Source organism: Deinococcus aquatilis DSM 23025 (assembly GCF_000378445.1).
In the GTDB taxonomy this organism is placed as follows: domain Bacteria; phylum Deinococcota; class Deinococci; order Deinococcales; family Deinococcaceae; genus Deinococcus; species Deinococcus aquatilis.
Genome location: NZ_KB899743.1, coordinates 16,594 through 35,116, shown reverse-complemented (window position 1 = coordinate 35,116; position 18,523 = coordinate 16,594). Strand labels below are relative to the sequence as shown.

The window sequence follows — 18,523 nt, the reverse complement described above, 5'->3', positions numbered from 1 at the left end:
TTGGAGCGCCTGAAGGCGCTCCAGAGTATGAGTCGCAAAGGAGAATGCTGGGACAACGCGGCGATGGAAAGCTTTTTTGCCACCCTCAAGCTGGAGCTGAACCTCGATAAAGCACAAGGAAACCGCTCTGACACGCGTAATTTAGTCTTTGAGTGGATTGAGGTGTTTTACAACCGTGAGCGGCGTCACTCCAGCTTAGGGTACCGCTCACCGACTCACTTTGAGGAACACCGCGCCACACTGAACTGATCCTCCACGAAGGCCTTGCAATATCAACCGGACGCGGGAAGACCAAATGGAGTTCGGATTAAGTTGCTGCGGGGTTTCTTTGTCGCCGAGAGTGAGTTCAAGCCAACTGCACAGTTTTAGGGGGAAGCTGGAGGCGCGTCCTCATCCAAGGCAAGGGGGACGTGGAAAGCCCGTTCAGCAAACACGCAGGGGCGCTCGCCGGTTTTGATGCGCTCGGCCAACTGTACGGTGTCGGGCATGGGTGTGTCCCCGATCTCCTCGCGCAGATACCGGCGGTAGCGACGGTAATGCTCCACTGCGCGGAACCGGCCCTGTGTTTGGGTGAGGCAGCCCATCAAGCGCTGGTGGTGGTCTTCCCCAATCAGCGGATCGTCCTGAACAGCTTGCATCAGCAGGTCTACCGCCGCCGTACATTCTCGGTTGGCGCAGCACAAGGCCGAGAGTGTCAGGCGAGCGCGGAGTTGAGCTTCGCGGTATCCTCGCCGGGCTTCGTCCACCCAATCGGCGTGAATATCGGGCAGATACTCGTGCTCAGTGATCACCCGCCGTAATGCTCCCGCCCGCACCTGTGGATCTTGAGCATCTTGGGCTTCTTTCAAATCGCTGTACATCTGCGCGAGATCGCTGGCAGCCCACACGGCTGGATGCAGCGAGTAAACGCCCCGCTGCTCGGTCACTGCTTCTGCACAGCCTAAGGTTTTCCGGAGCCGGTGCAGGCTCACCCGGAAGCGGTTGGCAGCGGCGGGCGTATCCTCCTGTGCCCAGAGGTCAGACAAAATGGCCGCACGAGACGCCCCGCTCGGGTAGGCGTGCAGGTACCACAGGAGTTCTTCGGCGCTGCGAGCAGGCCACGGCAACAGCGTTTCGCCGCACCAGACCCCCACTTGCCCCAAAGTCTGTAAGCGCGTCCCGTGCGGCCAAGCAATTGATGCTGCGGGTTGTTGCATGTCCTGCCTCCTGACTTCAGTACGGGGTCGTTCCTGGCCGGAACGGACGTGGGCAGTTCCGGGAAAAATCCCCTTCCAGACTCGATTGATCCCAGCGCCATGCTTCAGCATCGCCGCACATGCCGCCCACCGCCATGACTTTGGTCAAAGCCGCCCTGCGACCTCATGGCCTTGACCAAAGTCATGGCACAGGCCGCGCCGCCAGAGGAAACTCAGCTATGCCGCACATCATCACCAGTCCATGCCGTGGGGTCAAAGATCAGGCCTGCACAGAAGTGTGTCCCGTGGAATGCATCTACGACGGGGGCGAATTGTTCCTGATCCACCCCGATGAGTGCATCGATTGTGGGGCGTGCCTTCCCGCCTGTCCCGTCAGTGCCATCTATCCGGAGGAAGACGTGCCGACAGAGGAGTTGGCTTATATCGACATCAACAAAGCATTTTTCGGCCTATGAGCGTCAACAGAACTTTGCCGTTGCTTGCCCTCTCTGAGAGTGGCCCGCCCCCACCACACGAACTGGTAGACGACGGTCAATTTCAGGCTCTCCTGTGGGCTTTTTACGCCAAAGTCATGCAGGACGAGTTGCTGGCCCCCGTATTCCGCACCAAGCTGGGGCCTTTTCCCGGTGCGGGGTGGCCCGTTCATATCGCGCGGCTGGCAAGCTTTTGGCGGGCGGTGACGGGCGGCCCCAGCCACTACCGAGGGCAGCCCGGTTCGGCGCACCGCAATCTGGATATAGGCACCGAACATTTTGACCATTGGCTGCACCTGTGGCAAGAGACCCTGACCGAACGGCTGCCGCCCCATCAAGCGCACCGCTTGCTGACCCTGGCCCGCCGCATGCGAACCAACTTGCAGCGTGCCGCCCTTTCTCAAGAGGATGACCTATGAACCGAGCCGAACCACCCCAGATTCTTTGGGCCGCACCGCACGGGCGCGTCCTTCTGTTCACGTTGCAGGCGGGCCAAGGCCTTCCAAGTCACCGGCATCCACAGCACTGGGGGAGTGTCACGGTGCTCAGTGGAACGCTGGTCGCCACCTTTCACGGGGTTCAGAACCTGAGTAAATCTGACGTGTTCAGATTTGATGCGAACGAGCCGATCGAACTGCTGGCCGCTACCGACAGCACCCAGTTTTTGGTCACCTTAATTCCAATGCTGCCGCCTGAATCTCTATAGTGAACGGCACGGGCCACTTGGGACGCTAGCATCGCCAGACTGTGACCGACCGCGCCCTGACCGTCTTGCTGCATCTGCCGATCTTTCGCGGCGCGCCCAGCGGCGTGCTCGATCCCCTGGCACGGCAGGCCAAATTTCAACAGCTGGAGCGTAGTCAACCGCTGTTTCATGCCGGAGATTCTATTGAGTACGTACATGTGGTCGTCAGCGGCAGCGTGAGGGTTTTCCGGATGTCGAAAGACGGTCACCGGGAACTCACCCTGCATGTCGAAGGCCCACGGCAAATGGTCGCCGCCATTGCAACCTTTCAGAGGCAGGCGGCCTATCCGGCAAGTGCTGAAGCCCTTCAGACCCCAACAGAAATTCTACGGCTGCCCGCTGAGGTCGTGCAGGCCACTGTTTTCGCCTCACCCGACCTGTCAGCGGCAGTGATCGGTGCGTTCGCACGGCGGCAGGCGGAACTGCTGAACCGCATAGATCAGCTGGTCTTCAATGGTCTCAGCGCGCGTCTGGCCCTCTACTTGCTCGAACACGCCCAGACCTCTTTTCAGCTTCCCACCAACAGTGAGCTGGCCGCATTGCTGGGCACGGTGCCGGAACTCATCAGCCGCAAACTCGGTGAATTCTACCGTCTTGGACTGATTCAGTTGGATCACCGACGGGTTGTCGTGGCCAACCGTGAGGAGCTTAGGCAGCTGCTTTCATAATTTGGGTAATGCCCCCCATTTCGGTGGTTATGGAAACCGACTTGGATCCAGTGGCGTTGCCTTAATACTACAGTTGCAATTAGCGAGAGAAGAGCCAGCGTTATTGACGTTGGCGATGACTTTGTTGGGCTCGTGCCTGGTGCGTCATCGCCACCACGACCACTCCTAGACCCGCGTCTTGGAGTTATTCTGTAGCAACACCAGGCGCAACCTCAGTACCCGAACCTGGTATGTCAAGTCGGCAGAGAAAAGACCCAAAAAGATCCTATGAAGGGGCGGGGATGGGGCCGCCCATGTGACGGGCCTGCAAGGTTCGGTACAGCTCGCGGGCCAGGTGGGTCTTGAGTGCTCGAAGTGCCGAGCGCAGGAGTCGATTTGTTCCAACGGCGTCTGTCCACCACCACCGCTGGCCCATCTTTGTTGTAAGCCCGAATCAACGTGCTGATCGTGCTGCGCGAAAAACTCGTGACCGCTTTGATCTCTGGAATGGATAACCCTTTGCTTTTCAGCCACAAGATCTGCCAGCGGGAGCGCTCCACCGCTCGCTCGGACTGGCGGTAGGCCAACTCCAACTCATCGGACGTCTGATGCGGGAACAGCGAGGCAGGTCGCATAGTCGCGACTCAGTTTAATCCCGTATTAGACGTGGTTTGGACGCCCTTCAATGTGTCCTACGTCCTTGGTCAAGTCGAAGAACGCCGTCCCAGCAGACATTTGTCCAACTTCTTGCCGCTTTTGAACCCTAGAGAGGCTGAGGACACAATCACAAAATGCCTACGCCAATTGCTCAGGCGCAGGCATAAAGAGGTTGAATCTCAGCGGGCAGTGTAGGAAAAAGGGACCTTAAGACTGGCCGTGGCTTTACCCGTATCAGCAATATCAACTGTCAGTGTGCCTTCAATAATCGTTCCTGCAGTAGGAGCGGTAGCTAGGTTGATCTGCACGCAGCCCTGAGCCGTAAACGCATTGTAAAGTTTGGCGAAGTAATCGTTGAGGTCGGTACTGCTGATGTTGCTCCGGAACAGCCCACCTGTCTCACTGGAAATACGCTCCATGGCGCTAAAATCCAGTCGGTCGCTGGGAGTATCGAGACCAACAGTGTACACAGCCACGTTGCGGGTCTTGGCGTAAGCAATGGCATCAGCAGCGGTGTTGCTGCTGGCATTGTCTATCCCGTCAGTCAAGGCAAGCACGATGGGATTGGGCCGGCCCGACTGCTTAGCCACAAATACAGCGTCCTTTACAGCATCGTAGAAGTTGGTACTGCCCGAAGCGTAGGTCGCCTTATCGATAGCGGTGTTGAGTAAAGCTTTGTCTGCAGTCATGGTTTGCTGCAACCGGCTGGCAAGCAGCCCAGCGGTGGGCGTGCTGCTTGCTTCAAAAGACAGCACGGCGGCCTGACTGTCTCCCGTCAACCGAGCGACAAACGCTTTGGCCGCCAGTTTGCGGTTTTCAGTCGGGTCTGTAGTGGTCATGCTGCCTGTGGCATCCAAGGTCACTGCCGCCGTAACTACGTTTTGAGCGGCAATCTGGCCGCAAACTGTGGCTGTACCCATAATACCGGCAGTAGTAAACGTGACCGCAGCTTTGTCGATTTTACCTGTTCCGACTACAGTCGTGCCGTCGAGTGCGGTCACACCAAACTGAATCGTCGTGCCATTGACCACCCGCGTGCCGTTGACCTGCACAGTGGTAGCCGCAGGCACAGGAGGCGCAACGTTGGACTGACAAGAGGCTAAGGCTAACAAACTGATGGTTAAGCCAAGGGTGGTTTTTTGAATGTATTTCATAGGCGTACTCCTGTGTTAAACGGATAAAAACATCTGTCAAGAGCGAAATGGCGTAAAGATGACTATCCAGCCGGAAAAGCTCGGATCACGTTTTCACAAGCTCAGAGGTATTATGAGTAAAACGAAAGATTCAGGTGAGAAAGTGTGCGGATTTGACTAGACATTTCGTTTAGGGTTTTACTAGCACCTGCTCTCACGGCATTCATACGAACGAATGAGCTTCAGGCCAACAGTTCTCGGGCTGGAGGTAAATGTGATTAACGACTATATTCGCCCGGGGGGGACTTGTCATTGCCGTCACTGTCGCTGCCACCAGCCCTGTAAATTTCCGCATGTCGTCAATCCTATTGAGTGAATGACAGCAGCGTGAGAAGAAGTGCGCTTGGCAGTCCGCTCACTGGCCCATCTTGTCTATACCACCACTGATTGCCGAGAGCAGCTTCTCGCCGTCTACTGGTATCCAGCGCCCCTCCACCTGCTTCATCTCAACATTAACTTGTGTCTGTACGCGCGGGGCGTCCTTGGCGGTCAGGGCGGTGGTGAGCTTCCCAATCAGTGCCTGCTGCATCATTTTCTCACCTTCTGCGCCGCTGAACGCTGACATAAACGCCAAGCCCATGCTGTCTGCCATCACACTTGCAGTCACAGCTTGTGCGTTCACGGCGTCAACCTTCAGTGTGACGCTGCCGTCCTTGGCGCCGGCGACCGTGCACTTCGAACCGCTGAACAGAGACTGCACCAATGGCTTGGTCTCTGCGTCCTTCGACATGTCAGCCATCGCAGATTTGATCGTCTCCGCGTCTCCGAATGCTTCCAAGGCCTTTTCCCACTTGCCAGCGGACAAGTCTCCACAGAATGCCTTCATAGAACTTTCCGCCGATTTTCCGCAGGCACTGAGAACGAGGGTGGGCAGCAGGAGCAGAAGCAACTTATTCATGTGTGCAGTTTATGTAAAGCAATTGAGTCATATGAGTAGATATGACCAAAGTGAGGGCTAAATGCATGGCCGCCTGCACTTTGTCTGACCAAATTCCGGAGGGCAGGCAGATTGAGGCCACGTGTAAGCTTGAAAATGAGCTGCCCATCAGCACCCCCAATAGGGGTAGTCCACATATTCGCCCCGCATCCAACCCAGCAGGTGCCACACTGGCCGACGTGATCTTGAGAACTATGAGTCGCCGCACGGGGAGAGGATGGTTGTTGTGTCTGGCCCTCCTGACTCCGGCCTTCAGCCCTTTCGCTCTCAATTTCGCCGGAGCCGTGACCACGCCCGCTGAACAGACCATCCAGGTCCGCGGTCAAGCCCTGATTACCTCCACTCCTGCCGCTGCCCGGCAGGCCGCCCTCAACGACGCCATTCGCACCGCCATCGAGCAGGTGCTCGGCGCTTACATCAGTTCGTCCAGCACCCTGCGCAGCACCGATGAGTTCGAGCAACTCCAGCAGCGCCTGATCAAGCGGGCTGACGGTTTCGGACGCGTGACCCAGGTGCTTTCGGAGAATCAGGACAACGGTACCTACACCGTCAATGTCCGGGTCACCGTGGCCCGGCCCAGCCTGGAACAGGAACTCAAAGCGTTCCTGACCCAGAAAGGCGATCCGCGGATCATCGTCTTGATTCCTGAGTCCATCCTGCGCCGCCCAACGCCCGATCCAGCAGCCGAAACTGAGATTCAGCGGTCCTTGATCGCCGCGGGTTACCGGGTTGTCGATCTCAAGCAAAGCGAACTCAACACTTTGCGGGACGTTTTGCGCAGTGGAGACCTCGACCCGCAGGCCCGCAGCGAGTTGGCCACCCGTTTCAAGGCTGACCTGCTGGTCACTGGGGAAGCATTCGCCGAAGAGTACGGCGCCGTCCTGAGCCAGCGCGCCTACAGCGCCCGCTTGGAACTCAAGATCGTGGATCTGGCCACCGGCCAGATCATCTTCAGTGACGCCTTTACGGGCACTGGTACGGCGGCCACCGACTCTGTTGCCGGTAAGACCGCCCTGCAAAACGTCGCCAAGCTGGCGACCCCTGGCCTCCCCGGAGCCCTGCTGGGTTGGCTGAGTGGGAACGGCAAGGCCGCGGGGCGCACCTTTACGGTGCGGCTCACGGGTGTCCCCAACTTCAAGGCCCTCAACGACACCCTCGCCACCTTGCGGGGCAGCGCGGGCGTCAACGCCGCCCTCAACCGTCAGTTCGACACCGCAGGTGCGTTGGTCGAAGTCGAGTACAACGGTGCACCGGAAGATCTGGCGCAGTTGCTCGAAGACCTCGGCCTCCAGGTCACCGGTCTGAGTGCCGGCGAACTCACCGTGACCTACCGCTAATTCCAGGAGATCCGATGCGACCACTACTTTTGCTGGCTCTGCTTTGTGCAGGCTGCGCCGCCGCCCAGACCTCCGACGCCCCAGTCACTCCCCAGCAATTCCTGAAAACCGAGCAGGTTCAGGCGGCCTACACCGTGCAGGGGGGAGACCTGAACCCCGCCGACGCCCTGAAACTCATGCTGCAGTGTGCTCCGCCCATCTCCACGGCCTACGACGCGGATGGGGATGGCCGCAACGATACGCTGCGGGTGTACGGGTTCTCGATCGTTTCGGCACAGGTGTATCAGGCGCGTGGCGTGACGTCGCTGGCGCCGGCCATCCAGAAAGCCCAGTTGCGGGCCAATGGGGCGGCGGCTGAATTCTTCGGCGGCCTGCGGACGGCGGTTGACCGTGGCCTGGATTCCCGCAACACCACCGCCAGCGTGGTGGACGGGGGCGACCTGAAACTGTCCGACCTGGCTGTAGAAACAGTCCGGGACAGCGTGAGCACCTCTGCCCAAGCGCTGCTGCGTGGAGGACGAATCACTGGGCACCGCATCGTGAGCCTCGGCAATCAAGGGCTGTGCGTGGTGGCCCGCTATGAGTTGCCGCTCGACCAACGCGCTGAAGCGGCGCCCAGCAGCCAGAGCGCTCCAGGGGTAGCCCCCCGTCCGACCACCTCTACCGGCGGTGGCTTTACCCCGCCTGCGCCCGGTACCAGCGGCGATTTCTAAGCTGTCTGTTTCTCTCCGCCGCCTTTTTTCCCTTGTTTTGGAGTGTGTTATGTTGAAATTGCCCCTTGCTGCCCTTGCCCTGACCCTTGCCCTCGCCGTTCCTGCCACGGCGCAGACCGCCCCCGCCACCAGCACCGCCACGCCCGTGGTGGCGGCGCCCGCCCTCCCGGAAGGTCAGGTCAACATCGCCGTCGGCACCTTCAAGTGCAAGGCGGCCAAGTGCTACTCCGATCTGGGCGAGGGCATTGCGGACGCGCTGACGACCGCGCTGCTCAACACGGGCAAGTTTGCAGTCTACGAACGGGAAAATGCGTCACAGCTGACCGAAGAGGCTTTTTTCAATGGAGGCACTGAATTTCAAGGCGCCGAACTATTGATTTTCGGCTCGATCACGCAGTACGAGCCGGAAGCAAGCGGGGGCGGGATTTCGTTCATGGGCGTGTCGGTGGGCCAGAAGAGCAGCACCATTGCGATTGATCTGCGGATCGTGGATGCCAAAACCCGCCGAATCATTGGCGCGACGCAGGTGCAGGGCAAAGCCGAGGGGAACAGCTTCAACATGAGTGGGCTGTTGCCGGTCAACATTGGAGCGAACTCGAGCCCACAGATTGAGGCCGCCATCACGCAGATGCTCAACAACGCGGTGCAGCAGCTGATGCTCAAGATTCCTGCGGGCTACTACAAGGCGATGTAAGGGCTGCAGCGGTTAGGCCCGGCGCATTCATGCGCCGGGCTTGCTCTATCGTTTCGATCTCTGCTGTTCGGTGTGCTGTACCTCCTGGATGTCCAGGAGGTAGGCCTGAGTATTCCCTGTCCCAATGCGATGGCCTGAAGCAATGTCCTTGACTGCGAGTGGCTGTGATGACGTGACCCCTGTTTCTCAGTTCTGAGTCCAAGTTGGTGCAGGGTGGAAACGCAGTCAGGATGCGGGCCCGCAGCGTCTCAAACGAGGCGCGGCCGTACATCTGTCGTTTGATCCGTTTGATCTCGTTCACGATGCCCTCAACTGGGCCATTCGACCAGGACAGAGTGATTGCTGCTGCTAGGGCGTGTCGCCCAAGGGTAGGGGCCAAGGGCAGTGGTATATCTTTTCCTGCTGTGGCGCGAAGAAATCACGGATGAACAGTGGAAACGTCTTGAACCCCTCCTTCCACCTCTGGTCGGTCTCGGGCGACCCTAGCTGGCGCATCGCCCCGTCGTCAGTGGCATCGTCTGGATTTTGCGAACAGGCGCACCATGGCGGGACGTCCCTGAACGCTTCGGGAAATGGACCACCATCGCCAGCCGGTTTCGTCGTTGGACAGCCAAAGGCATTTGGCAGGCGATCTGGGCTGCATTGCAACGACGTGCTGACATGCAAGGCCAGCTCGACTGGTCCAGGTACTTTGTGGACGGCACCGTCGTGCGGGCTCATCAGTGCGCTGCAGGTGCACGAGGTGGTCAAGCAGATGAAGCGCTGGGACGATCACGAGGTGGATTCCGTACGAAAATTCATCTGCGTGCCGAAGGGCAGGGTAAACCCATGGCCTTTGTGCTAAGTGGCGGGGAACGACATGAGTCCAAATTTCTACAGCCGTTAATTGAAACGGGTGCTGTGAGACATGCTGGACGAAGACGCCCGCGAGTTCGTCCTGACCGCATCGTGGGTGACAAGGGGTACAGCTACACGACCACCCGGAAGTATCTCCATAGCCGTGGCATTCGAACCACGATACTCAGGCGCAAAGATCAAGGGGACGATATCTGTTTCGACGCGGCCCTCTACAAGGAACGGAATAAGGTAGAACGTCTGGTCAACCGACTCAAAAATTTTCGGCACATCGCCACTCGCTTTGACAAGCGAGCCGTGAATTATCACGGCTGGTTGACATTAGCTGCTGTCCTGCTCTGGCTATGACCTGCGGCACCTCTACTGAGCATAGTGTGAATCTGCATTGCCGTTTCCCAGCTCTCGTTTTTCGCATGGCTGCGCCAGTCTGTACAGGTACTCATAGACCATGAAGTCTTGGCAGATGACGGCAAATTGAGGAAACCGCTCCATCACTCGAGATAACATTGCCTTCCGTTTTTCCTGGTCGCGGAATGGGATGTAGTCAAGATGAAATGCGAGGTCAATGCGAATCACGCTTATTGCTTCTTCCAACCACCGCTCCACCGTGGGGTTCATTCCCCCGCCATTGGTCCTTCCACACCAAACGGCGATAGCAAGGTACGCCCGGCCTTGCTCTTGCGTCATCAAACCTTGCTCAATCGCCGTGGGGATCATCTCGCAGGGATCTTCGTGGCTCATGACCTCAAACAATGAGTCAATGTCCTGATCTATGCCCTGCTCGAAGAAGATGGCGAAGGTATGATCGTAGGGCACCGCCGCCATTTTGAGAATTAGGTGCCGAATCTCAGCATCTGCCAATGAGCTAGGCCGAGGCATCTCCATACCTTCAAGGTACGGGTTGAGGGTCTGCTTCGCCTACACTCTTGGCCGACACGCCTTAGGACACCATTCCTAGCAAAGTGTCAGGTGCTGAGGCACCCGGCAAAGAGTTCATTTGTTTCAATGGCAGAACTGCCGTTATCAACCTTCTAAGCTCATGTGTAATGATACGTGCTTTATAGGTTAAAAGTATTTTTAATTCATTTCTCATGTATATAGTGTTCTCTTAAATAGGATACCCATTCAGTCAGCGCGGCGTCAAGTTGTGACACTTAGAGATAATCTAAACAAGGAGTGTATGGCTAATATACCTATTAAAGTTTATGGACTGATATGGAGTCCACATACTCACCTGGGTGGCGCTCGCATTGTGTTGCAAAACGACACAGTTCATAACATCGTTAATCTTCCTGCCGCTGAATTCGCTGCTTTAGCAGCAATTTTGAACGAGTCACCAATCTTCTTTAACCCCGCTAACGGCGAAATCAGCACCAACTGGGAGCCTGTTGGTGGGACTTGATCCATGCTATGACCATTTTTACTGATACCGTTGTCCGCTCACGCAGGTCTGTTCTCCGCACTCCACCCCCCGCCCGGTAATTCCCACCATATCCACGGCCATTCGCTTCTCCTGCCTGTGCTCCAGCGGTTCTGGCAACTCAATCTCGAGCAGGCCAGATCTCACCAGCGGCGGTCTGAAGTTCAGACCGCCGCATCCACGGCGCGTTGCCAGGCCAGGTGGGCCTTCGACTACGGATACGCGGCGGTCTCCAACAGGCGAGAGACTTTGAACCGCTCCAACAGTGGCATCGGGTCGGCCCCGAACTTCACCAAGGCCGCTGAGGTGAACTGATGCCCCAATGGAGTCCGCGCCTGACCACTGTAATGAAAGTTGAGCCCCTCCATCTCCAGCCCCGCGTGCGGCACCATCACGAAGTCTATGGTCAAGAACGCGCCTTGTGGCGCATTCTTGGCAGGGCGCTGGAGATCTTGGTTCGTCGTGAACGATTGCTGTGCCAGGGACTGGCACAGGGTGCTTTTCCGGACGGTGCTGTAGGGGGCGATGCCACTCACACTGGTGGCACGGTTCAACAACGCGGTGACGATGCTGAGCGGTAGGCTGGAGATGGAGGCATAGACACTTCGCATGAAGGCCCACGAGACCGGGGAATTTCAATCCCCACCTCAAGGGCCTTCGTTGCTGTCGCAATAGATCCCTGCGTGGAAACTCTTGTTCACCAGTACACCCGAATCACCAGCCCTGCACTCGATCGAAGAACGTATCCGTTGAAGGCTCACCTGGCACCGTGCTATTGAAGCGGCGGTCTGAAGTTCAGACCACCATCGGGAAGAGATGACCTGCTCAAGGTTAAGTTTCGAGAACCCTCGCGACTGTCCAAACTTTGGGACCAGCCTAGGAGAGCAGGCAAGATGCCGAGACTTTCCCCTGGGGCATAATGCATACATGACAAATGAGGAGGATATGGACTCAACCCTGATGCCAATTCACCCGTCTCAGCATGAACGTTTAGAGCCCCTACCTGATTTCACCTTCAGCAATGAGGTCGCAACGACCAAGACAGATCTTCAACTCTCCCAACAGTCTGATGGCCAGGAGATTAACTATGACCTCCGCAGACGATTGGCTGAAATACTAGGCATCATTGTTATTTGACCTCACCCAAGGCAACGTTTCTCTCAGACGTTTTGAGCAGTGATGAAGATCAGTGGTGGCCTACTCAGCTTGAAGGCTCCAGCGCTCCAATGCCTGTCTACTGACGGCCTCATTTACCCGATACGGCACTGCAGGAACTGAGCTCGGCGACGTTGTTGGTGTAGCGTGCAGTCTCGGCCGGGCTGGACCGACTGCAGCCGGGTCAGTTTCGTCATGCGGACATCACGTATGGCTGTGAAGTAGGCACCGCGTCCACGCTTATTTCGGTGGCGATTGAAGACATCATGGTGAAGCCTCAACGGGTACTGGCGGCATGGCAGGAAGTGCCTCCCGCCTCCGAGGTGCTGCTTCATGCCACGCGGATGCATGCAGAGTTGATTCGAATTCATCCTTTCTGGGACGGCCATGGGAGTCTCGCCCGGCTCGTGTAAGCCTGGCTGTGCTGAATTTATGGACTTCTAGCACCGACTTACACGAACCGAACAGCCTATCTCGGGGGGTTAAATCGTTATCACTCGGCTCGCGATTTGAATCTGTTGATGGAGGTGACCTGGGGCAGCCTGCCAGCCGAATAGTGACTGGCCAGAGACTTGAACCCCAGGTGAGTCCACCCCGATGAAGGCAACACAACCGTTTGGTCAACGACTTATGCTGCCATCGGTATCTGCATCCCCGTCTACCACTGGCCGATTCGGCGCCGCAAACTTTCGTCACTCCATTTGGCGTAAATGCGGGCTGTTTCCAGTGCCGAGTGCCCCAGATGCCGCGCGACATCGTCGAGGCTGGCTCCCTCACGCATGAGCCGAGTTCCTGCGGCGTGTCTGAGCGCGTGATGGCCCCGGTACGGCACCCCCGTCCTCGCACAGAGTCGCTGCAACCGTTCGACGGCGGCTGGATAGCTGCCGCCTACCACATGGCCTTCGCTTTTGAGGGCCAGCAGGGCCGTCCGCAGGGTCTCCCCGAAGACCACATGGCGTTGTTTGCCGCCTTTGCCGAACAGGACGCGAAGTTCGCGGGCATCCAATTGAACGTCATTCCAGGTCAGAGCAAGAGCCTCACTTACCCGCAGTCCCGCATGGGCACATAGGAGGACCAACACGCGCATGCGGGGGTCTCCTCCATCCGCCAAGGCCTGCACTTCTGCATCGGTGTAGGGTTGCCGTTTGTCCCACGCCGCTGTTTTGTCTCTGACCGGTTTGACGTCACTGAAGGGGGCAGCCTGCGTCGCTTCGGCCCAGCGCAGTGCGGCGTACAGCAAGCGAACCCCGGCCAGTTGCACCCGGGTACTCGAAGGACTGAGCCCCCCAGCCTCTACTGTGCGAATGAAGCGCACCCCGTCACCAGACGTGGCCCGCAAGAGATTGACAGCTTGATCGCCCGCGTAAGTCAGGAATTTGACGACCGCCCACCGATAGGCTTTGAGTGTCTTCGGACTTGTGGAAGTTCCACTGGCGCCGTGCAGGGTGAGGTAGGCCTCGGTTAACGTCCAGAGGGCTTCGGCGTCCTGATCTCGGGCGGCTTCGACCGCCCGCCTTTTCCTCTCTTCGGGCAACAAATCATTCCAACCTTTGGCTCGGTCGAGTGCAGACCCCCGATACACCTCTAACGTCATGCCCCATAGATAACATACCTTAACTCTGGTGTGTGAAACTTACACCATTCTGTATGCTGAAACCGGGACGTCCTCGCCCATCCCACTGGAGTGATCTCCATGCACCTCGCTGAACTCCTCCACGACCTGCTGCTCCGCCTCAAGACCAGGCAACCGATAGCCCTACCCCCAGCCGAGGAGTTGACCCTCCAGGAAGCGGCCCAACTCCTACAGGTCAGTCCAGCCGAACTTATCCGGCTCAGCGAAGAGGGGAGTCTGCCTCACCACTTCACGGGATCCCGGCAGATGGTATACCGCGAAGATCTCTTGGCGTATCAGGCCCAGATGAACCTCAGTGAGACAGAAGGGGATCCGGACAACGAAAGCAAGCCCAGGTAAAGGAGCCGGAGTGAGCAAGTCAGTGCACTCGGTCTGAATGCTGAAGAGCTAACCTTGAAAAGTCTTCGGCCATCTAAATATTACAAGGGAATAAAATTCTCTGTGAGGCAGAGATGGTTCCTTCCACCAACTTGAAATTTAGGTTTATGCTCCGGGAAACCACAGGTACCAGAACCCTCAAAAACGTTTCGAGGCCCCTTGTTGACCTTCCTATGAGTTCGCCTTACAGAGGGTAGAATCTCCTGGGTCAACAACATAGTTCAGATCTTAAACTCAGGCGAGGTAGCACGTAAGACAGGCCAATGTGCATAGACATTGAAGCGGAAGTTTAACAGTGAGGGACACTCCTCAATCCTGCCTCTCAAGTAGTTCATGTTCAAAGGAGACGGCCGAACATGCTGACGCATGCCTGGGTTTTTTCTCCACCGCCTTTTCCTGGTCGAGGTTGAACTCTAACCTCAAGTCCTCTTGATTTCCGTTTCGCCGTACCTTGCCTGAATCCCGACTGGATGGACTTTAATCTACCTCTCTAAGTGGGATTTGGTGTCTATTTCTTTGTGGAGCGTCAGCGGTGGCTTCAGCTCAGGAGTTGCACCTTGCATAGTGGAGTGAATAACCGTGCTGGCCGAGAAACTCTACGTTTTTGCCAAAGGTCTTGAGCACCCAGTTTAAGTAGACGAGTGGCATCACCATGATCACGGCCAGGGCAGCAGATGCTTCTAGGGTCATGCCTGCCTCTCGGTGGAGGATGGCCAGCGTCCAGGCCAGAAACACCAGTAATACCCAGCGATCCAGTCCCACCTCAGTTCGCAATGCGAACTGAGCCAACCCAAACTGATGTTTGCCCTCCTTGAAAAACGATTCCTCATTCCAGCGTTTGGCCCCCTCTGCGACGACCTCATCACCCTCCAGCAGCTCCGACGAAACGGCGTGAAAGATGCGGTCCCCACGGTCGATGCGACCCAGAACCACCGTGTCGTAGGGCCAGTTCTTCAGCTCGAGAGAGCCCCCATGCGGACAGTCCGCCACGGTGACCTCACCGGGATGCATCGTCCGCCGGGTCGAGCGCACCCCCACCACGAATTCAAAGCCGAGTTGCCGGACCTCGTCCAGAAAGACCGCGGCTTCAAATCCGCTGTCGGCGAGGACGCGGATGCGAAATCGACGCCGGGTCGCCTTGGGGACCGTCCGGAGCAGGTCTCGTGCCAGGGTCACGGGCGTCGCCGTCCCCTTGCCTTTGTACACCCGGTAGCCGATCGGGAACTTCACGGCACCGTATTCGGCATACAACACCACTAGTGGGTCACTTGGTTGAGACATAAGGATTCAGTGGATGACCTGTAGGGTGTAAGCACCCGAACCACCCAGAGGATGTCGTTGTGTCCGAGCCCGCTGACGGCGGGCTCGTCGCTTGCCGCCCCAGATCAAGGGGGTTGGGTGCTGATTCCATCCTCGTGCGGTGGCTTCCAACCACTCGATAATTTGTGTCGGACTGGTCGGACATTGCCCGGCCAACGCGCGGCGAACGAGGATGCGTTGAATGGACTCGGCCTTCTTGGGCAGAACGGACGCGCATGAGCACGCCTGCCCGCATGTTCAGCCAACTGCCTGCGATGGGCGTATAGAGCGGCATGATGCCCTGTTCCATCAACCAATGCACCAGTTTCGGCGTCTTATGTCCACTCAGATTGTCCAACACCAACAACAGCCGCAAGGGGGGTAAATTCTCTTGCAGCGTCCATTTCACACTCAGTCCTTCCTGCCAACGCTCCCAAATGGCTCGGTTCTCTGCCGGGGATACCACCTTTGCCTCTGGCAGATTCGCCAGGATGTCGGTCAGGGTCTGCTGCATCCAGGGATGCAGCACGGCATTCGTGCAGCGCGTGACGCCTTGAACGCGGACTACTCCGCTGGCGGGATGGAAGAGGGTCAATAACTTGGCGGTGCCCGCTCGAATGTATTCGTGAGACTGACGAGCCGGTTCGCCTTGGGGTTGCCAACTGGATCCCAGGTGAGGAATGGTCTGACAAGGGCCGGCTTCATCTTCCGTCCACACCGCTATTCCGCCTTATTCAGCTTCAAGATAGGCGCGTTCAATCAACTTTTTTTCGCCTCAGCATTGGGGTCAATCACTTTGACCACGCCACTCTTGCGTCGTCGCTGAGCCACTCCGGTCTCGCACCACGTCCGGTCACGCTGCCACGTCAGGCCGGCTTCGTGCAACACACCCAGGATTGTGTAGGTACTGAGCTGCTCAAAGCCGGGTTCACGGCGCAAGACCCGTTGCAACGTCAAGAGTGACCAGCTCGCTGTCCCGTCCTGTTCTCGATCCGGTGGACGACGGGCCGTATCGAGAATCCGGTTCCGCTCAGCGGAACCGTACGTGCGGGGAGGACGCCGACTTGGACGTGTGGCCAGTGCCTTGAGACCGTGTTGGTTGAATCGCGCGACCAAGTGGGCCACGCCATCCCCTGAGATTCGACCCGCCTCTTGCGCCACCTGGGTATAGGGCAGACCAGCGGCAACGCCCAGTAACACCTTGGCGCGCCCGACCACCACCACGGCACCGTGATGTGATCGACTGACCCGCTCTAATTCCAGCCGCTCTTGATCCGTGAGGGGGCGCAGCGGATTTTTCTGACGACGAGGCATCTTTAAACCTTACACCTTCACCAAGTGACCCACTAGGTGTATGCCGTGAACCTCGTTGTAGACCCGGACAAAGGGCAGCGTGCTGCCCTTCTTTTCGATGCTGGTCAGATCGACACTCAGCCTCAGGAGCGGCCGGGGTTTGCCTTTGGCCGCCAGGTGCAACGCGTCCCACTGGGCACGCTGTAGGATCGTCCAACCCTGGTCTGTGTCCCAGGTGTATTCGTTCAGCAGTCGGCTCAGCGCACTCTTGCTGACCAGTTCAGCCCGGTGCAGCGCGGTTTTGGTCGCGGTATCCAGGAACATGAACAGCGCAGCCTGGAGGCTGCGCTGTTGGTAGGTCGTGCGTGGAACGGCGAGGAACTCATCTGCCAGAATGCGGACGCGCTCCCTCAAAATCTGTGACGTAGACACTCCCAGATTTTCTCTGCTGGGAGCGCTTCGCCGTCTTTATGCAGGTGCAACTCCTGAGTTCAGCTTAGCCGAACACCTTCGTTCAAGCCATGAAGGTTAGAAAGATCTTGAATTGCCTTCACCTTTTTGTCTTCAGAACGTTCAGCTTCCTTCCAGCCGGGCTTAGGCTGGAGTGGGTGTATTCATAAGAGAGGAAAGGGGAGAACCGGTTGACCTCTTCGGGAGATACAGCTATGGCTTGTCTTCCTTTCCATGGCTCTACCCTAAGCAGTTGAGTTTCTGTTGAAGAGTACGGGAGTTATCCCAAGCTATGTACGGTTAAGAAATTGGATATTTTTATTCCTCAAATAATCTGTGATACCACTAATGACGTCGAAGCTTGCTCTTGGTGGCACTACCCTGAAAATCATCCGGGAATAGCGACAGGTCTGCCTAGAGTCTTCGATCAGACACCACTGGTGGCCACACACTGGATTCAGCGCCGGGGTTGCGTAGGCACTTCGCTCCTTCCTGAACACCGATGTGGCGGTGACGTAACGAAGGTGATGGTGTAAGAGGGTGACAACCATATAGAGAGCAGAAGGCTTAATTCGACCAACTGAACAAAGCACTCCGCCTCTGACGCACCAGCGGCCCTGGTGCGTGGCTTGCCGGCCAGTGGAAAGTCACGCCCTCAACGCAGGCGGCATAGGCTCTCGCGTTGGGGGCGCCCTGTTTACCCTCAAAGGCTGCCACAATTTGCATGCTGCTTCAGGCCGATGCTCTGCCGCCAGTGACGAATCCACGCTCCATCGACTGCCTGAACAGCATCACCCTGGGCACTGCCCGCGTCGTTCTCTGGCCATACCGGGATCTGAATCGGTGATTCGGGTAAATTCACGCTTTGAGGTTGGCCTTATTTGCCCAAAAACTCTGGCCCTGTTCTCAAGTTCTCTCACCCCGTCCTGTCTGTTATCAAGGAGATGTCATGTCAACTTCCCTTTCTCCGCGTGTCTCTTGGGTTCAACATGCAGCACGGCTGCTGCTGGGCGGCGCCTTGCTGCTGGCCGGCACCGGTCACCTCACCACCCAGCGTGAGGCGTTTCAGGCACAGGTGCCCACCTGGCTCCCTCTTGGTCCAGACTTCGTGGTGGTGGCTTCGGGCGTGGTCGAACTTGCTCTCGGCGCGGCGCTGATCGCGCTGCCACGGCACCGTGTCTCTGTCGGCGCGCTGGTGGCCGCTTTCTTCGTGGCCGTGTTTCCGGGCAATATTTCGCAGTACCTGACCCGAACGGATGCCTTTGGCCTGAACACCGACCAATCCCGGCTGATCCGCCTGTTCTTTCAACCGCTGCTGGTGGCTTGGGCGCTGTGGTCCACTGGGGCGTGGGCGGCTTGGCGGGCAGGACGCCGTGCAGCGAGCTAGGCCTGCGCTGCTTCAACCACAGGGAAATGGCCAAGCTGTGCTCAGGGACCTGCCCCGTCAA

The 18,523-nt window shown here is 57.7% G+C and carries 23 protein-coding genes and 3 pseudogenes; 14 read left to right on the top strand and 12 right to left on the bottom strand.

Annotation, left to right across the window (positions count from 1 at the left end; translation table 11 throughout):
• A partial coding sequence (locus F561_RS0120100) for an integrase core domain-containing protein (protein ID WP_019011769.1) occupies window positions 1-249 on the top strand: 249 nt, incomplete at its 5' end.
• A 116-nt stretch (window positions 250-365) separates the two neighbouring features.
• Here the strand turns inward: F561_RS0120100 and F561_RS26205 are convergent.
• Window positions 366-1,196 carry an AfsR/SARP family transcriptional regulator gene (locus F561_RS26205; protein ID WP_157452037.1) on the bottom strand — a complete coding sequence of 277 codons (831 nt, stop codon included), beginning with the start codon at window positions 1,194-1,196 and terminating at the stop codon, window positions 366-368.
• Between the two features lie 218 nt (window positions 1,197-1,414).
• On the opposite strand from F561_RS26205, the gene F561_RS0120090 reads away from it, so the two are divergent.
• The 4 genes from F561_RS0120090 to F561_RS0120075 are packed head-to-tail and all read left to right on the top strand — an operon-like array spanning window position 1,415 to window position 3,082.
• Window positions 1,415-1,651, top strand: coding sequence for a ferredoxin (locus tag F561_RS0120090; RefSeq protein WP_026299100.1), 237 nt, complete (start codon window positions 1,415-1,417; stop codon window positions 1,649-1,651).
• A complete protein-coding gene (locus tag F561_RS26200) occupies window positions 1,648-2,088 on the top strand; it encodes a group III truncated hemoglobin (RefSeq protein WP_019011766.1) in 441 nt (146 codons plus the stop codon). The genes F561_RS0120090 and F561_RS26200 overlap by 4 nt, the downstream gene beginning before the upstream one ends.
• Window positions 2,085-2,375, top strand: coding sequence for a cupin domain-containing protein (locus tag F561_RS0120080; protein ID WP_019011765.1), 291 nt, complete (start codon window positions 2,085-2,087; stop codon window positions 2,373-2,375). The genes F561_RS26200 and F561_RS0120080 overlap by 4 nt, the downstream gene beginning before the upstream one ends.
• Before the next feature lie 41 nt (window positions 2,376-2,416).
• Window positions 2,417-3,082 (top strand): Crp/Fnr family transcriptional regulator, encoded by a 666-nt coding sequence (locus F561_RS0120075; RefSeq protein ID WP_019011764.1) that lies wholly within the window; start codon window positions 2,417-2,419, stop codon window positions 3,080-3,082.
• Between the two features lie 233 nt (window positions 3,083-3,315).
• Here F561_RS0120075 and F561_RS30600 read toward each other — a convergent pair whose 3' ends face one another.
• From F561_RS30600 to F561_RS0120065, 3 genes are all read right to left on the bottom strand, one after another.
• Window positions 3,316-3,696 (bottom strand): helix-turn-helix domain-containing protein, encoded by a 381-nt coding sequence (locus tag F561_RS30600; protein WP_157452036.1) that lies wholly within the window; start codon window positions 3,694-3,696, stop codon window positions 3,316-3,318.
• Window positions 3,697-3,897: 201 nt separating this feature from the next.
• Window positions 3,898-4,872 carry a vWA domain-containing protein gene (locus F561_RS0120070; protein WP_019011763.1) on the bottom strand — a complete coding sequence of 325 codons (975 nt, stop codon included), beginning with the start codon at window positions 4,870-4,872 and terminating at the stop codon, window positions 3,898-3,900.
• 394 nt (window positions 4,873-5,266) lie between these two features.
• On the bottom strand, window positions 5,267-5,809 hold the full coding sequence (locus tag F561_RS0120065) for a hypothetical protein (RefSeq protein WP_019011762.1): 543 nt from the start codon (window positions 5,807-5,809) through the stop codon (window positions 5,267-5,269).
• Window positions 5,810-6,027: 218 nt separating this feature from the next.
• Between F561_RS0120065 and F561_RS0120060 the strand changes: the two genes are divergently transcribed.
• The 3 genes from F561_RS0120060 to F561_RS0120050 are packed head-to-tail and all read left to right on the top strand — an operon-like array spanning window position 6,028 to window position 8,592.
• Window positions 6,028-7,185: a flagellar assembly protein T N-terminal domain-containing protein gene (locus F561_RS0120060; protein ID WP_245556592.1), complete on the top strand. Its 1,158-nt coding sequence runs from the start codon at window positions 6,028-6,030 to the stop codon at window positions 7,183-7,185.
• 14 nt (window positions 7,186-7,199) lie between these two features.
• Window positions 7,200-7,898: a hypothetical protein gene (locus F561_RS0120055; protein ID WP_040381374.1), complete on the top strand. Its 699-nt coding sequence runs from the start codon at window positions 7,200-7,202 to the stop codon at window positions 7,896-7,898.
• Window positions 7,899-7,947: 49 nt separating this feature from the next.
• A complete protein-coding gene (locus F561_RS0120050; RefSeq protein ID WP_019011759.1) occupies window positions 7,948-8,592 on the top strand; it encodes a CsgG/HfaB family protein in 645 nt (214 codons plus the stop codon).
• Here F561_RS0120050 and F561_RS30595 read toward each other — a convergent pair.
• A complete protein-coding gene (locus tag F561_RS30595) occupies window positions 8,558-8,971 on the bottom strand; it encodes a transposase (RefSeq protein ID WP_169389553.1) in 414 nt (137 codons plus the stop codon). The two genes, F561_RS0120050 and F561_RS30595, sit on opposite strands and share 35 nt — an antisense overlap.
• A gap of 23 nt (window positions 8,972-8,994) precedes the next feature.
• Here F561_RS30595 and F561_RS28170 point away from each other — a divergent pair.
• A pseudogene (locus F561_RS28170) lies at window positions 8,995-9,795 on the top strand (IS5 family transposase).
• A 12-nt stretch (window positions 9,796-9,807) separates the two neighbouring features.
• On the opposite strand, the gene F561_RS0120035 reads toward F561_RS28170, so the two are convergent.
• Window positions 9,808-10,332 (bottom strand): isoprenoid biosynthesis enzyme family protein, encoded by a 525-nt coding sequence (locus F561_RS0120035; RefSeq protein WP_019011756.1) that lies wholly within the window; start codon window positions 10,330-10,332, stop codon window positions 9,808-9,810.
• 295 nt (window positions 10,333-10,627) lie between these two features.
• Between F561_RS0120035 and F561_RS29160 the strand changes: the two genes are divergently transcribed.
• Window positions 10,628-10,849 carry a hypothetical protein gene (locus F561_RS29160; protein WP_157452035.1) on the top strand — a complete coding sequence of 74 codons (222 nt, stop codon included), beginning with the start codon at window positions 10,628-10,630 and terminating at the stop codon, window positions 10,847-10,849.
• Window positions 10,850-11,079: 230 nt separating this feature from the next.
• Here F561_RS29160 and F561_RS0120025 read toward each other — a convergent pair whose 3' ends face one another.
• On the bottom strand, window positions 11,080-11,478 hold the full coding sequence (locus tag F561_RS0120025; protein WP_019011754.1) for a hypothetical protein: 399 nt from the start codon (window positions 11,476-11,478) through the stop codon (window positions 11,080-11,082).
• A gap of 334 nt (window positions 11,479-11,812) precedes the next feature.
• On the opposite strand from F561_RS0120025, the gene F561_RS0120020 reads away from it, so the two are divergent.
• Window positions 11,813-12,004, top strand: a complete 192-nt coding sequence (locus tag F561_RS0120020; RefSeq protein WP_157452034.1) for a hypothetical protein — start codon at window positions 11,813-11,815, stop codon at window positions 12,002-12,004.
• Window positions 12,005-12,186: 182 nt separating this feature from the next.
• The gene (locus tag F561_RS28165) at window positions 12,187-12,435 is read left to right on the top strand and encodes a Fic family protein (protein WP_083922572.1); all 249 of its coding nucleotides are present in this window, start codon (window positions 12,187-12,189) and stop codon (window positions 12,433-12,435) included.
• A 245-nt stretch (window positions 12,436-12,680) separates the two neighbouring features.
• On the opposite strand, the gene F561_RS0120010 is transcribed toward F561_RS28165, so the two are convergent.
• Entirely contained in the window at window positions 12,681-13,616 is a 936-nt protein-coding gene (locus F561_RS0120010) for a tyrosine-type recombinase/integrase (protein WP_026299098.1), read from the bottom strand.
• A gap of 99 nt (window positions 13,617-13,715) precedes the next feature.
• On the opposite strand from F561_RS0120010, the gene F561_RS26185 reads away from it, so the two are divergent.
• Window positions 13,716-13,994 (top strand): helix-turn-helix domain-containing protein, encoded by a 279-nt coding sequence (locus F561_RS26185; protein WP_019011750.1) that lies wholly within the window; start codon window positions 13,716-13,718, stop codon window positions 13,992-13,994.
• A 582-nt stretch (window positions 13,995-14,576) separates the two neighbouring features.
• On the opposite strand, the pseudogene F561_RS26180 reads toward F561_RS26185, so the two are convergent.
• From F561_RS26180 to F561_RS26175, 4 genes and pseudogenes are all read right to left on the bottom strand, one after another.
• A pseudogene (locus F561_RS26180) lies at window positions 14,577-15,293 on the bottom strand (transposase); the annotation flags it as partial.
• A 4-nt stretch (window positions 15,294-15,297) separates the two neighbouring features.
• Window positions 15,298-16,050: a transposase gene (locus tag F561_RS28160; protein WP_245556591.1), complete on the bottom strand. Its 753-nt coding sequence runs from the start codon at window positions 16,048-16,050 to the stop codon at window positions 15,298-15,300.
• A gap of 41 nt (window positions 16,051-16,091) precedes the next feature.
• The gene (locus F561_RS29155) at window positions 16,092-16,646 is read right to left on the bottom strand and encodes a helix-turn-helix domain-containing protein (RefSeq protein ID WP_245556590.1); all 555 of its coding nucleotides are present in this window, start codon (window positions 16,644-16,646) and stop codon (window positions 16,092-16,094) included.
• A gap of 30 nt (window positions 16,647-16,676) precedes the next feature.
• A pseudogene (locus F561_RS26175) lies at window positions 16,677-17,057 on the bottom strand (IS701 family transposase); the annotation flags it as partial.
• Between the two features lie 967 nt (window positions 17,058-18,024).
• On the opposite strand from F561_RS26175, the gene F561_RS0119980 reads away from it, so the two are divergent.
• Complete coding sequence (locus tag F561_RS0119980) at window positions 18,025-18,462, top strand: DoxX family protein (RefSeq protein WP_019011745.1); 438 nt, start codon at window positions 18,025-18,027, stop codon at window positions 18,460-18,462.
• Window positions 18,463-18,523 lie beyond the last annotated feature (61 nt).